The organism is Halorussus lipolyticus, assembly GCF_029338375.1.
GTDB lineage: Archaea > Halobacteriota > Halobacteria > Halobacteriales > Haladaptataceae > Halorussus > Halorussus lipolyticus.
In genome coordinates, this window is the sequence record NZ_CP119804.1 from 834,487 (window position 1) to 847,571 (window position 13,085).

General features: G+C 65.3%; 15 protein-coding genes. 5 read left to right on the plus strand and 10 right to left on the minus strand.

The annotated features are described in order from the left end of the window. Positions 1 to 2: 2 nt before the first annotated feature. Positions 3 to 1,493: an extracellular catalytic domain type 1 short-chain-length polyhydroxyalkanoate depolymerase gene (locus P2T57_RS04215; RefSeq protein ID WP_276301227.1), complete on the plus strand. Its 1,491-nt coding sequence runs from the start codon at positions 3 to 5 to the stop codon at positions 1,491 to 1,493. A 108-nt stretch (positions 1,494 to 1,601) separates the two neighbouring features. On the opposite strand, the gene P2T57_RS04220 is transcribed toward P2T57_RS04215, so the two are convergent. After that, positions 1,602 to 2,444: a hypothetical protein gene (locus P2T57_RS04220; RefSeq protein ID WP_276301228.1), complete on the minus strand. Its 843-nt coding sequence runs from the start codon at positions 2,442 to 2,444 to the stop codon at positions 1,602 to 1,604. A 201-nt stretch (positions 2,445 to 2,645) separates the two neighbouring features. Here P2T57_RS04220 and hisD point away from each other — a divergent pair, with 201 nt between their 5' ends. Next, positions 2,646 to 3,926 carry a histidinol dehydrogenase gene (gene hisD, locus P2T57_RS04225; protein ID WP_276301229.1) on the plus strand — a complete coding sequence of 427 codons (1,281 nt, stop codon included), beginning with the start codon at positions 2,646 to 2,648 and terminating at the stop codon, positions 3,924 to 3,926. A 21-nt stretch (positions 3,927 to 3,947) separates the two neighbouring features. Here hisD and P2T57_RS04230 read toward each other — a convergent pair whose 3' ends face one another. The 5 genes from P2T57_RS04230 to P2T57_RS04250 all read right to left on the minus strand — a co-directional run bounded on the left by P2T57_RS04230 (position 3,948) and on the right by P2T57_RS04250 (position 6,970). After that, positions 3,948 to 4,316 carry a HesB/IscA family protein gene (locus tag P2T57_RS04230; RefSeq protein WP_276301230.1) on the minus strand — a complete coding sequence of 123 codons (369 nt, stop codon included), beginning with the start codon at positions 4,314 to 4,316 and terminating at the stop codon, positions 3,948 to 3,950. Between the two features lie 84 nt (positions 4,317 to 4,400). Then, positions 4,401 to 4,601 carry a dodecin gene (locus P2T57_RS04235; RefSeq protein ID WP_276301231.1) on the minus strand — a complete coding sequence of 67 codons (201 nt, stop codon included), beginning with the start codon at positions 4,599 to 4,601 and terminating at the stop codon, positions 4,401 to 4,403. Positions 4,602 to 4,675: 74 nt separating this feature from the next. Then, positions 4,676 to 5,329, minus strand: coding sequence for a DUF2238 domain-containing protein (locus P2T57_RS04240; RefSeq protein WP_276301232.1), 654 nt, complete (start codon positions 5,327 to 5,329; stop codon positions 4,676 to 4,678). Continuing rightward, positions 5,326 to 5,949, minus strand: coding sequence for a hypothetical protein (locus P2T57_RS04245; RefSeq protein ID WP_276301233.1), 624 nt, complete (start codon positions 5,947 to 5,949; stop codon positions 5,326 to 5,328). Before P2T57_RS04245 ends, P2T57_RS04240 begins: the two co-directional genes overlap by 4 nt. 76 nt (positions 5,950 to 6,025) lie before the next feature. Next, positions 6,026 to 6,970: a metal-dependent hydrolase gene (locus P2T57_RS04250; RefSeq protein ID WP_276301234.1), complete on the minus strand. Its 945-nt coding sequence runs from the start codon at positions 6,968 to 6,970 to the stop codon at positions 6,026 to 6,028. Between the two features lie 683 nt (positions 6,971 to 7,653). Between P2T57_RS04250 and P2T57_RS04255 the strand changes: the two genes are divergently transcribed. Next, entirely contained in the window at positions 7,654 to 8,844 is a 1,191-nt protein-coding gene (locus P2T57_RS04255; protein WP_276301235.1) for a pyridoxal-phosphate-dependent aminotransferase family protein, read from the plus strand. Positions 8,845 to 8,886: 42 nt separating this feature from the next. Here the strand turns inward: P2T57_RS04255 and P2T57_RS04260 are convergent, their stop codons facing one another. From P2T57_RS04260 to P2T57_RS04270, 3 genes are read right to left on the minus strand one after another with little or no spacing between them, the layout of a single operon-like run. Beyond that, positions 8,887 to 9,207 (minus strand): DUF7116 family protein, encoded by a 321-nt coding sequence (locus P2T57_RS04260; protein WP_276301237.1) that lies wholly within the window; start codon positions 9,205 to 9,207, stop codon positions 8,887 to 8,889. Positions 9,208 to 9,251: 44 nt separating this feature from the next. Next, positions 9,252 to 9,785 (minus strand): hypothetical protein, encoded by a 534-nt coding sequence (locus P2T57_RS04265; protein WP_276301238.1) that lies wholly within the window; start codon positions 9,783 to 9,785, stop codon positions 9,252 to 9,254. 41 nt (positions 9,786 to 9,826) lie between these two features. Then, positions 9,827 to 10,066, minus strand: coding sequence for a DUF5816 domain-containing protein (locus tag P2T57_RS04270; RefSeq protein WP_276301239.1), 240 nt, complete (start codon positions 10,064 to 10,066; stop codon positions 9,827 to 9,829). A gap of 84 nt (positions 10,067 to 10,150) precedes the next feature. Here P2T57_RS04270 and P2T57_RS04275 point away from each other — a divergent pair, with 84 nt between their 5' ends. Continuing rightward, positions 10,151 to 11,548: a bifunctional metallophosphatase/5'-nucleotidase gene (locus tag P2T57_RS04275; RefSeq protein WP_276301240.1), complete on the plus strand. Its 1,398-nt coding sequence runs from the start codon at positions 10,151 to 10,153 to the stop codon at positions 11,546 to 11,548. Positions 11,549 to 11,614: 66 nt separating this feature from the next. Further along, positions 11,615 to 12,019 (plus strand): universal stress protein, encoded by a 405-nt coding sequence (locus P2T57_RS04280; RefSeq protein WP_276301241.1) that lies wholly within the window; start codon positions 11,615 to 11,617, stop codon positions 12,017 to 12,019. Positions 12,020 to 12,028: 9 nt separating this feature from the next. Here the strand turns inward: P2T57_RS04280 and P2T57_RS04285 are convergent, their stop codons facing one another. After that, positions 12,029 to 12,967 carry a mechanosensitive ion channel family protein gene (locus P2T57_RS04285; RefSeq protein ID WP_276301242.1) on the minus strand — a complete coding sequence of 313 codons (939 nt, stop codon included), beginning with the start codon at positions 12,965 to 12,967 and terminating at the stop codon, positions 12,029 to 12,031. Positions 12,968 to 13,085 lie beyond the last annotated feature (118 nt).

The following is a 13,085-nucleotide window of genomic DNA, read 5'->3' on the forward strand; positions in this document are numbered from 1 at the left end:
CGATGAATTTGGAACGACGCACGCTGTTGAAATCTCTCGGTGGCGCAGTCGGCGCGAGTGGCGCAGTCTCCTTCGCAGGCGTCTCGGCGGGCGCTGAAGGCACCTACACGTCCGAAACCTACGACGGTCGGACCTACAAGAAGTACGTCCCGACCGGGGCCGACGGTTCGACCAACGTCCCCCTCGTGGTGATGCTCCACGGGTGTACCCAGAGTCCCGACGGGTTCAAAGACGAGACCCAGATGAATCAGGTCGCCGAACAGGAGAACTTCATCGTCATCTACCCCGACCAGACCACGACGGCCGACTTCAACGAGTGCTGGCAGTGGTTCAACGACGCCAACACGACCCGCGGGAACGGCGAGTTGGCACTCATCAAGGGCATGGTGGACCAAGTGAAGTCCAATCACGCCATCGACGACAAGCGCGTCTACGCCGCCGGGTTCTCGGCGGGCGGCGCATTCGTCCCGAACCTCGTCGTGGAGTACGCCGACGTGTTCGCCGCGGGCGGCGTCCACTCCGGTCTGATGTACGACGTGGCCGAGACCCAATCCGACGGTTCGACCGTGATGTCGAGTTGTAGCTCCGGCCCCTCGCCTGCCGAGGAGGGCCAAGACGCTTACGACCGAATGGAGGACTTCGGCATCACCCGACCGGTGCCGACCATCGTGTTCCACGGTACGAGCGACTACACGGTCTACCCCTGCAACGGCGACGAGGAGACCGAGCGCGCCACCTACACCAACGACCTCGCGCTCGACGGCACCGACGACGACAACCTCGACTACACCGCCGACAACACCACGACCGGTTCGGGCGACAGTCTGAGCTACACCAAGTACGAGTACGCCGACGACAACGGAACCGTCTGGGTCGAGAAGTACAAGGTCGATAGCATGGGCCACGCATGGTCCGGCGGCGCGTCGGGTGGCTCCTACACCGCACCCGGCGGTCCCGACGCCAGCCAGCGCATCTGGAACTTCTTCAGTCGATTCACCCTCGACGGCCCCGACGACGGGTCCGGCGGCGGTGGTGGTGACGACAACGCCGCGCCGACGGCCTCCGCGAGCGCCTCGCCGACCGACCCCGCGGTGGACGAGACAGTTTCGTTCGACGGGTCGAACTCGTCGGACTCCGACGGGTCCATCTCGTCCTACGAGTGGGACTTCGGCGACGGGACGACCGCCACGGGCCAAACTGCGAGTCACAGCTATAGCTCCTCGGGCGACTACACCGCCACGCTGACCGTCACCGACGACGCGGGCGCGACGGACACAGATACAGTCACCATCTCGGTCGGCGGCGGTAGCTTCGAGGGCTACTGCGGCACCGCGGACAACTACACCCACGTCCAGCAGGGCCGGGCGTGGACCGACGGTAGCTACGCCTACGCCGAAGGCTCCGACGAAAACATGGGCCTGTACAACACCTACGAGACCACGACGCTGAAAGAGACCTCAGAGGGCTACTACGAAATCGTGGACAGTTGCTGAGCTACCGGTTCGACGACGATGAGATAACTCTCTATTTTTATCCCATCTATATCTAATTCCGAAGAAAATAATATTATTTCCTTGTCCGCGAGACGAACGATACTGGTCTCAACCGAGGACCGTCCGGAACAACAGTATCCCGACCAACAGCGCGATAGCCGAGACGGTAAGCCCGATACCCACGAGGAGGACCGGTCTCGTAACCCCGACCGCGAGGAGTATCGGGGTGAGAATCATCGACAGGATGTTCGCCAAACTGAAATTATCGTCTTCGTCGTTGCTACCACTGCTGTTGGCGTCGAACAGGAGAAAGAGGAAAAACAGCAGAAAGAGGTAGTCGAAGAAGGCGTAGACGACGTTGATGCGAACCAGCGTCGAACCGAACAGCGGCGCGTACTCTGCCGGGAACGGGTCGGTGAACTCCGACAACAGTCCCGACGGCGCGCTCGTGACGCTCGAGACGACCTTCTCGGAACTCGCCTTGGGCGGCGCTCGGTGGGTGATTTCGAGTTCGACCTCCTTCCCGCCACCGTCGGCGCGGTCGGTCCCGAAGTAGTAGACGGCCTTGGCGGTGACTGTGTACGTGCCCGGACTCTCGGGGTCGATGGCGATGCCGGTCCCGAACTCGCCGCCGGGTTCGAGCGTTCGCGTGGCGACGTACTGGTTGTCCCCCTCGTCTACGTCGTTTACGCCGGTGACCGACACCCCGCTGGGTGCCTGAAAGATGAGTTGGACAGTCATCGGTCGCTCGTTCGTGACGTAGTTGACCGCGCTGAAATCGAGACGCGCCTCGCCGCCGTTCTCCACGACGACGCGCTGTGACGAGAGATATATCGAGGTCCGCTCGTTGGAGATGTTGATGACGTCACTCGTCTTGTTACCGGTACCCAGAGCGTCGGTCCCCGACCCCGCGAGGACGTCGTTCGAGGCCCCGAGGCCGCTCACGGCCATCGGGACGAGTACCACCACGGCGCACAAGAAAATCGAACCGCGAACGAGCGAACGTCTCATCTATCCCGAGTTGTTTCGATGACTGTATTTATTTCTTTACGTATGTAGGGCGTCGTATCTCGGCGGGTCGCCCCGCGCGGACGTGGCGGACACCTCGGCCGAAGGACAACCGTTTTTCGCCCGCGCTCCGAACCTTCGCCCATGGAAGTACGAACGCTACCGGACCTCGGACCCGACGAGCGCCGGGCCTTCTTCGACCGCGACGCGGGCGTCGAGGAGGTCCGCGACGACGTGCGCGACATCGTGTCCCGAGTCCGCGACGAGGGCGACGTGGCGGTCCGGGAGTTCTGCGAGGAGTTCGACGGCGTGTCGGTCGGCAACTTAGACATCACCGACGAGGCCGAACGCGCCTACGAGGAACTGGACGACGAGATGCGCGAGACAATCGAGACCGCTGCCGAGAACGTCCGGGAGTTCCACGAGGCCCAACTGCCAGACGACTGGCGGCGGGAGTTCTCCGAAGGGCGGGAACTCGGCAGGCGGTTCCGACCGCTCGAACGAGTCGGCGTCTACGTCCCCGGCGGGGCCGCGGCCTACCCCTCCAGCGCGCTGATGGGTATCATCCCCGCGAAGGTCGCAGGCGTCGAACAGGTCGCAGTCGCCACCCCGCCGGCCGACGAGATGAACCCCGTCACGCTGGCGGCCATCCACGCTGGGGGCGCGGACCGCGTGTTCAACGTCGGCGGTGCCCAAGCAGTCGCCGCGCTGGCCTACGGCACCGAGCAAATCGACCGCGTGCAGAAAATCGTCGGCCCCGGAAACAAGTGGGTCACCGCAGGCAAGGCCGAAGTGCAGGGCGACGTGGCCATCGACTTCCTCGCTGGTCCGAGCGAGGTCCTCGTCCTCGCCGACGAGACCGCAGACCCCCGATTCGTCGCCGCGGACCTCGTGGCGCAGGCCGAACACGACCCCGAGGCCTCGGTCGTCGCCGTCACCGCCGACGAGGACACTGCCGAGGCAATCGCCGAGGAGGTCGAGGCCCAACTCCCGGACCGCGAGCGCGCCGAGGTGGCCCGCGAGGCACTCGACAGTGACGAGAGTGGGGTCCTCCTCGCTCGCTCACCGAGCGAGGCCATCCTGTTCGCCGAGGAGTACGCCGCCGAACACCTCTCGATTCAGGCCGAGGACGACGAGGACCTCCTCGACCGAATCGACAGCGCCGGGAGCGTCTTCCTCGGTCCCTACACCCCGGTCGCGGCGGGCGACTACGCCAGCGGGACCAACCACGTCTTGCCGACCAACGGACTCGCCAAGATTACGGGCGGCCTCTCGGTCGATACCTTCCTGCGTTCGACTACGGTCCAGCGACTGGATGAGGACGCACTGGGCGACCTCTCGGAGACGATTACGACGCTGGCCGAGGCAGAAGGGTTGGAAGCGCACGCAGAAAGCGTTCGCAAGCGATTCGAGAAAGAGGACTGACAAACGGAGTTTTCTGCGGATTTACGTCCGGAAGCTCTCGCCGCACCCGCACTCGCTGACCACGTTCGGGTTGTCCACGTGGAAGCCTTCGCCTTGCAGGCCGTCCTCGTAGTCCACGACGCTCCCCTCGATGTAGTTCATGCTCGCGGGGTCCACGAACACCCGGAGGCCGTGATGCTCGTAGATGGTGTCGTCCTCCTCGGCCTCCTCGTCGAAGCGCATCCCGTAGGAGAGGCCGGCACACCCGCCCTGTTGGACGAACAGGCGGAGTCCGGCGATGTCGGTGTCTAACTCCTCGCCCTCCAACAGCGAGAGGGCTTCCTCGGCGGCCTCCTCCGTCACCTCGATTTTCGTCGTGGGGTCGCCCTTCGGGGCGGTATCGGTACTCATGGGTACATGGTTTCGCGTCCGGGATGTTAACCTTGACGCTGGGTCCCGAACGTCTCCGGTCGAGGAGGACCGCGATTCGGTTCGCTACTCCTCCAACTCGAAGGCCACCGTGACCTCGGCTTGGTACTCGCGGTCCGGCGCGTTGGCGATTTCGACCCCCAACTCGTCCACCTCGACCCACTTGACGTTGTTCAGCGTCTGTTCGGCGCGCTCGATGGCGTCGTCCGCGGCGGCGTCGAAACTCTCCTCGCTCGTCCCGATGAGCGTGATTTTCTTGAAAACCATCGCGCCTCACGGGTACGACGCAGAGCGTCTTAAAGCCAATCGGCCGGACGGGGCCTCGCGGACTCTCACTGCGCTCAGTCGCCCTCGCGCTGGTGGCCGTCGAGGCGGTCGGTGAGCGCGCCCACCACGTCCGAGAGGTACGCGGTGCCCCAAATCGCCACGAGGAGGCCGCCGACGGTATCGAACAGCAGGTCCTTCATCGTGTCTTCGAGACCGTACTGGGTGAGTATCTTGGCGCTCCCGAACTGACTCGCCGCGCCGCCGATGGCGAACTCGATGACCTCCCAGATGACGCCGAAGGCGACGACGAACAGCAGGATGAAGACGAACGTGAATCGCGGCGGGAGATAGATGTCCTCGGTGTGGGCGTCGAGGGCGCGGATGGTCGAGTAGCCGATGGCCGCGACCAGCGACGACGACAGCGCGTGGGTCATGTGGTCCCACCACCAGAGGGTCGGGTCGCGGTAGGGGCCGATGGTCCCGAGCGCGTGGAGGAACACCGCGGCCGTAATCCAGAGGGTCAGGCCCGCGTCCATCGGGATGTCGTAGTCCCGTTCCAGAATCGCGGGGAGGAAAGTGACCGCGAACGCGATGGCCGAGTTGACCACGATGCCGACGTTCCCTCGGTCGAGACCGATGAAAAACAGGCCGACGAGACCGATTTCCATCGCTCTGGTCAACTGGCTCTGTCGGCGTTCGGAGATTCTGAGTCGGTCGCGGATTCTCACGAGTTGTCACCTCGCTGGAGCGTTTCTGCGTGGTCTGGGAGTCGCGTCTCGACCCGCGCGAACCGCCGGAAGTACCACTCGAAGACGACCCCCGCCATCCCGCCGACGACGGTGGCGGCCACGAAGTCCCACATCAGGCGGTGTTCGCTGTGGATGAACGCCGTGCCGAGGTAGATGTCCGAGAGCCACTGGACGACGGCCCAGACGCCCGCGGTGGCGATGGTGGCGACGACCACGAACAGCACCGCGAACCAGTCGGTCATCTCGACCGGCGTGAATGCGTGTAACTCGACCGCGACGACGAGCGCCAGCGCCGCCACCGAGAGGTACGTCGCCACCTGCGAGGCGAACACCTCGTTGGCCAGCGCCCGCCCGAGGATGGGGAGCGCCGACATCGCCAGCACCTCCCACGGGAGCATCGCGGTCCAGTCGCGGTACGCCACCGAGGGAACCACCGCGACGCCAGCGACGAACATCGAGAACCCCGCCCAGAGGAGGTTCCCGTCGAGGACCTCCTCGGTCGCCACGAGTGCCAGAAATGCGACTAGCGCCCACCCGAGTCCGGCGTTGACGCGCTCGTCTTCCACAACTCGGTCGAGCGTGCCGGCGCGACGTGCCATATCGGGGCGTAGACAGCCATCCGGTAAGAAAGCAGGGGTGTCGGGACGGTCGGGAGTGGCGACCCCGGACCGGGACTCACGGGAAGGGATAAATCACGTAGACCAGCGTGTAGGTCAGGCCGGCGACGCTGACCGCGGTGAGGCCGGTCAGCACCCACGTCACGCCCTCGTCCCACTCGGCCGAGAGGACCGACCGCGACGGAAGCAGGTGGGGCGCGACTCCGACCATCCCGACCGCCAGAATGGAGAACACGAAGTGGTACGAAACCTCCATCGTCGGCGCGGGCATCGTAATCGCGGCGATGGCGTAGGCGACCCCGACCGCGGCGCGGGTGTCGATGTGGGCGAACACCCGTCGGTCGGTCGCCCGGAGGTAGACGTACCCCGCGAGCCAAATCGTCGCCAGTTCGACGCCGAACACCGCCAGCAGGTTGAGCGTCGGGTCCGCGAGGAGAACCACGCGCTCGGTCAGGAGGCGAACGTCGAACGGGTAGAGGAACCGGGGCGGCGCTCCCGTGAACAGGTCGCCGAACGGGTGGCTCAGCAGGCCGACCAGCGCCGCGGAGACCAGCGCCCGAGGACCGAGGTCGGTCGCCCGCGCCAGCGCCACCGCCACGGCGACGCCGGTGACGGCGAACACGAGCATGACGATTCCGCCGAGGAGACCGCTCTCGGCGAACGCCACGGCCGTCAGTCCCGCGAGGAGCAGTCCCGAAATCGGCCGCCAGCGGTCGGTGACGCTCCCGACGAACCCCGCCGTGCCGATGATTCCGACGACCAGCGAGTGGGTCACTGCGCGGTGGACGAGGTGGGAACTCCCCCAGAAGGCCTCGGTCATCTCCCAGACGCCGCCGACGCCGGCCTGCGCGAGGCCGACCACGGCGTAAAACATGTCAACGTCCGGCACGGCGGCGAACGCGCCCGCCGCGATGCCGAACGCCAGCGCCCGCTCGGAAGGCCAGCGCCGCATGGCGACGGCGGTGGCGACGGCGAACGCCAGCATCGCGTGGCCGACCATCATGGGAAAGAGGGTTGGCGCTCAGGAGATATAAGCTTCTTGTCGGTCGTGGGATGAGGTATCGTACTTCAGAGAAGCATCGAAGATAGCGTTCGGGTCAACCGCCGGAAGACACGCGAATCGCGCCCGTCACATTGCTTACATAATTATATACAATGCTCAAGAAAACGTTCTTATTGCCCTTTAAAATTGAAATATTGCCGAAAGCAGTACGGTCGGCGGGCAAACACGCCCGCCAGTGGTGTCGAAAGAGACGGCTCGGGTCGCCGCGCAAGCGGTTGCGACCGACCGAGCGGCCGCCCGTAAGCGGGCATGCTGGGTGCCCGCACGGGGTCGAACCAACCTCCCCCGTTTGGTTCGACCCTCGTGCGCGCTGGAATCGTGGCCGTCGTCGGTCGCTCCCGCGGTGGCGGTCCCCGCGGGTCCGGTCGTGCCGTTTCTGAATCTCGCCCGTCGAACGCGCCCCCGTCGCGTCCGTCGGGGCGTTATCTCGTACAGTAGAGACCCGAATAAACCGATACGACCGTTTCTTCTGTTCAGTTGTCGCAACGATACGTTTCCCCCAGTTCCGGGGTCTCGGACTCTGGAAACGCCGCGTTACGACTCGTCGATTCGGGCGCAATGGTCGAATAACGCGGGTTCGCCGGTGAAATTTTTTAAGTCGCCCCGGAGCGATACCACGCTCCATGGTGGAGAAACCGGACGTTGGCGAGTTGACACCCCCGGACAGGACGCTGATGGGTCCCGGACCGAGCGAGGTCCACCCGCGGGTACTCCGGGCAATGAGTACCCCGCTGGTCGGCCACTTGGACCCCTCGTTCATCGAAATCATGAACGAGGTCCAAGACCTCCTGCGGTACACCTTCCGAACCGACAACAAGTGGACGATTCCGGTCTCGGGCACCGGGTCCGCGGCGATGGAGGCCGCAATCGGCAACGTCGTGGAACCCGGCGACACGATGCTGGTCCCGACCAACGGTTACTTCGGCGGTCGGATGGAGGAGATGGCGTCGCGCGCGGGCGGCGAAGTCGTCCACGTTGACGCCCCGTGGGGCGAACCCTTGGACCCGGCCGACGTGGCCGACGCGATGGACGAACACCAACCCGACGTGTTCGGGTTCGTCCACGCCGAGACCAGTACGGGGGTCCTCCAGCCCCAAGTGTCCGAACTTACCAGCGTGGCCCACGACCACGACGCCCTCGTGATTGCCGACACCGTGACTTCGCTCGGCGGCGTCGAACTGAAGGTAGACGACTGGGGCATCGACGTGGCCTACTCCGGCCCCCAGAAGTGCCTCTCGTGTCCGCCGGGCGCGGCCCCGCTGACCCTCAACGACCGCGCGATGGACAAGGTGCTGTCCCGCGACGAGGACGCTCGCTCGTGGTATCTCGACCTCTCCCTGCTGGAAGGGTACTGGGGCGACGACCGGTCGTATCACCACACCGCCCCCATCACGAACGTCTACGCGCTCCGCGAGGCCTTGCGGCTCGTCGCCGAGGAGGGCATCGAGGACCGGTGGGCGCGCCACCGGGAGAACGCCGAGGCCCTCAAAGCGGGCGTCGAGGCGATGGGCGCGGAGATGAACGCGCCCGACGAGTACTGGCTTCCGAGCCTCAACGCCGTCAGGGTCCCCGAGGGTGTGACCGATACGGACGTGACCGAGTATCTCATCGACCAGTACGACCTCGAAATCGCCACCGGACTCGGCGACTTGGAGGGCGACATCTTCCGCATCGGCTGTATGGGCTACTCGTCGCGCGCCGAGACCATCTCGTACCTGATGGGCGCGCTCGGTGACGCGCTCAACAAGCAGGGTGCTGACGTGGACGTAGATGCCGGCCTCGCTGTGACGGCCGAAAAACTGGGCGAACGCTGAGTTTCGGAGAAGTCGGGCCGGGAATCCCCGGCCGAAATTAATTCAAACCGCGGCGGCCCCGCTCGGCGGCGCGCGAAGCACCTCGTAGTCGCCACAGTCTCGGACCCCGATTATGGCCCACTCGTACTCGGGGTCGGTCCGCCGAAGTCGCGCTCGGAGGTCGGACGCATACTCTTTCCACGTTACGAAACAGCGCAGTTCGCCGTCGTCCGGCGTCTCGTCCGAATCGGTCAGAGCCGTGACACGCACGACCCGCCATTTTCGCTCGGCTCGGAACTCGTCACCGTCACCGGAGACGGAGTAGCCCAAGTCGTCGAAGATGGTCCTCGCCTGCTCGATGGGCGGTGTGCTAACAGTGGCCATCCGAGTAGAGGTTGCACGGAGAAGCTAATAAACCTTCTTGCGACTCACTCCAACCGGATGGTCGGGTCCCGATGCTGGGTGGCGAACTCCTCCACGTCGTCGTCGTCGCGCATCTGGTTGATTCGCTCGCGGGTCGTATCCGGGTCGATGTCGGCGATGGCCTGTCCGACCCGGACCACCTTCGGTTGCGGGACGCCGCGTTCGTCGGTGACGGCCTCGCGCTCGTCGCCCTCGGGTTCCGTGACCTCGGACTGAATCACCTCGATTATCTCCCGCACGTCGTCGGTCCCGACGAGTCGGTCGTGCCAGTCCGGCGGGTAGTTGCTGATTCGCTCGCTGTCGAGTTCGTAGAGGCGATGGCCGAGTTCCCAACGCTCGCTGTCGGTGAGTCGGTCGTCTATCGCCGACGAGTCCACGTCGAAGGACACCGCGTCGGCGTAGGCTTCGAGCAGTTCGCGCTCGACGCCCGGTCCCTCGTCGCGGTGGTGAATCTCCACGAGTCGGACGAACTCGTGGAGTCGCAGGGTCTCCTCGTGCTTTTCGAGTTGGGTTACAACCTCGTCTCTCGGGTCGGTCATGGCGGGGGTTAGGGAACTGTCCCCAAAAGCAAACTGGCCAACTACTCGTGGGCGGCGTCCCACTCGGTCGGCTTCCGGACGTTGCCACAGACGTTGCACTCGATGCGACCCATCGGGTCCATCGCGTTGTCGATGCGCTCGCAGTTCCCGCAGAGGTAGCCGTACCGGTTCCCGCGGTCCTCGTCGCTGTAGACGACGAAGAAAGGTCCCTTCGAACCCCGGTCGCCCTCGTCGCGGGAGACGTACACCGTCTGTCCGTCCTCCGTCGTGGTCTCGTCCATCGCCTCGGAGTTGTCTCCCGAGTAATTTAGGGTTCCCGCTCCGTGCCGAAGGAATCATAGCCCCGGCATCGCAACTCCGACCAAATGGCTCCCCGCCTCGTCCACTACTCCGACGTGGAGAACGTCTACGACACCCCCGAGCGCGCCGGCCGACTCGCCGGCCTCCTCCGCGAACTCGACGGCGAGGACGCCCTCCTCGCGGGGTCCGGCGACAACACCTCGCCCGGCGTCCTCGCGCTGGTCGAGGAGGGCGCGCAGGCCATCGATTTCTTCGATGCGGTCGACCCCGACGTGGAGACGTTCGGCAACCACGAGTTCGACCACGGCCTCCCGGCCCTCAGAGCGGTGGTCGCCGACTCACCCCAAACGTGGGTCAGCGCCAACGTCTGGGAGGACGACGCCGACCCGGCCAACCGGTCGGACGCCGACCGATTCGCCGCCGAGGCCGGGGTCGTCCCTTCGACAGTCGCGGAAGCAGACGGCTACACAGTCGGGTTCGTCGGCGTCACGACCGAGCGAACCGGTTCCATCAATCCCGAAGCCACGGACCTCGACTTCACCGACCCCATCGAGACAGCCGGTGATGTCCTCGCAGAGATGGACGCCGACTACTCGGTCGTCGTCTCGCACCTCGGTCAGGGCGACGAGGAGTTAGCCCGCGCAGTCGAGGCCGACGCCATCCTCGGCGGCCACGTCCCGACCGAGCGCCGGGACCGAATCGACGGGACGCTCCTCACTCGCCCCGGAGACGGTGGCTCCGTGGTCTTGGAAATCGACCTCGGGACCGGCGAGGTCACGCGCCACCGAGTTGCCGACGCGCCACTCTGCGAGGAAGTCGCCGAGGCGATGCGCAACAGACTCGCCGAAACCGGACTGAACGAAGTCGTCGGCACCGTCTCGGAACCACTCGACCGGGCCGAATCCACCCTGTTCGGCGGCGAGGCCCGACTCGGGAATCTGGTCGCCGACGCCTATCGGAGGACAACCGGGGCCGACGTGGGCCTCCAGAACAGCGGCGGGGTCCGGACCGGCGACGCCATCGCTGGAGAGATTACCGCGGCCGACCTCGTGAGCGTCACGCCCTTCGAGGAGCGAATCGTCCTCGCGGAGGTGCCGGGGAGCGCCCTCCACGAGGCCTTCGAGTGGGCCGCGAGTCCGGAGTTGGGATTCGCCGAACCCGGTTGGTGGCACGCTCACGTCAGCGGCGCGGAAGTGGTCTGGAACCCGGACGAGGCGACCGTCGAGTCGGTCCGGGTCGGCGGCGAACCGCTGGCCGAGGACCGGACCTACTCGGTCGCGCTCTCGGATTACGTTCTCCACACCGACGACGAGTTCCCGACCCTGCGCGAGGACTACCGCGTCGAGACCGGCGGCATCCAGTACGACGTGCTGGTCGAGTACGTCCGCGAGAACGAGATTGCGCCGGAAATCGAGGGCCGAATCGTCGGGACGGAGACGGCCGAATCGGAAGCGACCGACTGACAGCGGGCGACCCGCGAGGTCGGTGCGACCGAGAGGTAGAAGGACCCGGACGGCGTTGCTGAAAACGTGACTCGCGTCGTCGTCCCCGTCCGCTACCCACTGACCGACCACTCGAAGCGAACGCTGACCGAGGCGGTCCGCATCGCCGACGAGCGCGACGCGGCGCTGACGATTCTCCACGTCAACCTCTACCACCAAGGGCGGCACGTGTCGCGGGCGGCGCTCAAGCGAGCAGTCGAGACCGAAGTCGGCCGGGTCGAACACGCCCGGTACGTCGTCCGCGAGGGCTTTCTGGTCGAAGAAACCATCCTCGAGGAGGTCGCGGCCGAGGAGGCCGACGTGGTGGTCATCGGTCACAAGCAGGTCGGTCGATGGCGACAGATGCTCCAGAAGTTGACCTCGAATCCGGACATCGACGGCTACCTCCGGGAGAAGTTGGACGCCGAAGTCGTCACGGTCGGCAAAGCGTAGTCGGACGAATCAGTCCGTCGAGTCGAACTCCTCGGGCCGGGGGCGGCGCTCGCCCCGTTCGACCTCGACGCGGGCGATTCCGCTGGTCTCGTCGAAGACGAGGTGTTGGTGGGGGTAGGCGATTTCCACGTCGGCCTCCTCGATTTCGGTCCAGATTTTCTCCTGAATCTTCGACTCGACCCGCGGGACGTAGTAGGGGTCTTTGACCCAGTAGCGCAGGTCCAACAGGACGCCGTGGTCCGCGAACTCCTTGATGTAGCTGACCGGTGCCGAGGGGTAGCGCGCGCTCCCGATTCGGATGTCGGGACCGCCCTCCACGACCTCTTGGGTCTCGCGGGCCGCCCGTTCCATGATAGCGCGGGCCTCGTCTAAATCGCCCTCGTAGGTCACGAGGAGTTCGAGCGAGAGGCGAGACCGGGTGTCCTCGGCGGAGTAATTGATAACGTCCCGGTCGCGCATATTGGAGTTGGGAATCACGAGGAAGGTGTTTTCGAGCGTGAAAATCTTGGTGTACCGGAGCGTGATGTCCTCGACGTAGCCCCGCTTGTTGCGGTCCACGAGTTCTATCATGTCGCCGATTTCGTAGGGCTGGTCGGCCAGCAGGAACAAGCCGTTGATGACGCTCCCGATGATGGGCGCGAGGACCAGACCCAGCACGGCCGAGAAGACCGTCACCGACAGCAGGATGTCGCCGGGTTTGAACCCGAGTTGGTTGGCCGCAATCGACGCCGCGAACACCATCACGATGGCGCGTATCCCGCCGAGGACGGTCTTGGTCAGACTCGGGCGCTGGAACCGCCGGGCGACGGGCCGCCCGGCGAACCGGATGAGAAACTTGCTCCCGTACCATCCGGCGAGGAGGACGAGGATGGCCGCGATGAATCCCGCGCCCGGCAGGGTCCAGAAAGTTCGGATCGCCTCGTCGAGTACGTCCGCGACACCGACCATGACACCAACCTTTCCCGCAGTTGGCAAAACGCTTTCCCCACGACTCGTCGCTTGCTGTCGGATTCGCCTTCGTTTCGTCCGCTCGGAGAGTTGTTGGCTCACAAAGAGCTAAGACCGG

Bases quoted from the DNA above. Each gene is read 5' to 3' on its own strand.
- P2T57_RS04215 (WP_276301227.1), top strand. From the start codon at position 3: ATGAATTTGGAACGACGCACGCTGTTGAAATCTCTCGGTGGCGCAGTC.
- P2T57_RS04220 (WP_276301228.1), bottom strand. From the start codon at position 2,444: ATGGCCGTGAGCGGCCTCGGGGCCTCGAACGACGTCCTCGCGGGGTCG.
- hisD (WP_276301229.1), top strand. From the start codon at position 2,646: ATGGAAGTACGAACGCTACCGGACCTCGGACCCGACGAGCGCCGGGCC.
- P2T57_RS04230 (WP_276301230.1), bottom strand. From the start codon at position 4,316: ATGAGTACCGATACCGCCCCGAAGGGCGACCCCACGACGAAAATCGAG.
- P2T57_RS04235 (WP_276301231.1), bottom strand. From the start codon at position 4,601: ATGGTTTTCAAGAAAATCACGCTCATCGGGACGAGCGAGGAGAGTTTC.
- P2T57_RS04245 (WP_276301233.1), bottom strand. From the start codon at position 5,949: ATGGCACGTCGCGCCGGCACGCTCGACCGAGTTGTGGAAGACGAGCGC.
- P2T57_RS04250 (WP_276301234.1), bottom strand. From the start codon at position 6,970: ATGATGGTCGGCCACGCGATGCTGGCGTTCGCCGTCGCCACCGCCGTC.
- P2T57_RS04255 (WP_276301235.1), top strand. From the start codon at position 7,654: ATGGTGGAGAAACCGGACGTTGGCGAGTTGACACCCCCGGACAGGACG.
- P2T57_RS04260 (WP_276301237.1), bottom strand. From the start codon at position 9,207: ATGGCCACTGTTAGCACACCGCCCATCGAGCAGGCGAGGACCATCTTC.
- P2T57_RS04265 (WP_276301238.1), bottom strand. From the start codon at position 9,785: ATGACCGACCCGAGAGACGAGGTTGTAACCCAACTCGAAAAGCACGAG.
- P2T57_RS04270 (WP_276301239.1), bottom strand. From the start codon at position 10,066: ATGGACGAGACCACGACGGAGGACGGACAGACGGTGTACGTCTCCCGC.
- P2T57_RS04275 (WP_276301240.1), top strand. From the start codon at position 10,151: ATGGCTCCCCGCCTCGTCCACTACTCCGACGTGGAGAACGTCTACGAC.
- P2T57_RS04285 (WP_276301242.1), bottom strand. From the start codon at position 12,967: ATGGTCGGTGTCGCGGACGTACTCGACGAGGCGATCCGAACTTTCTGG.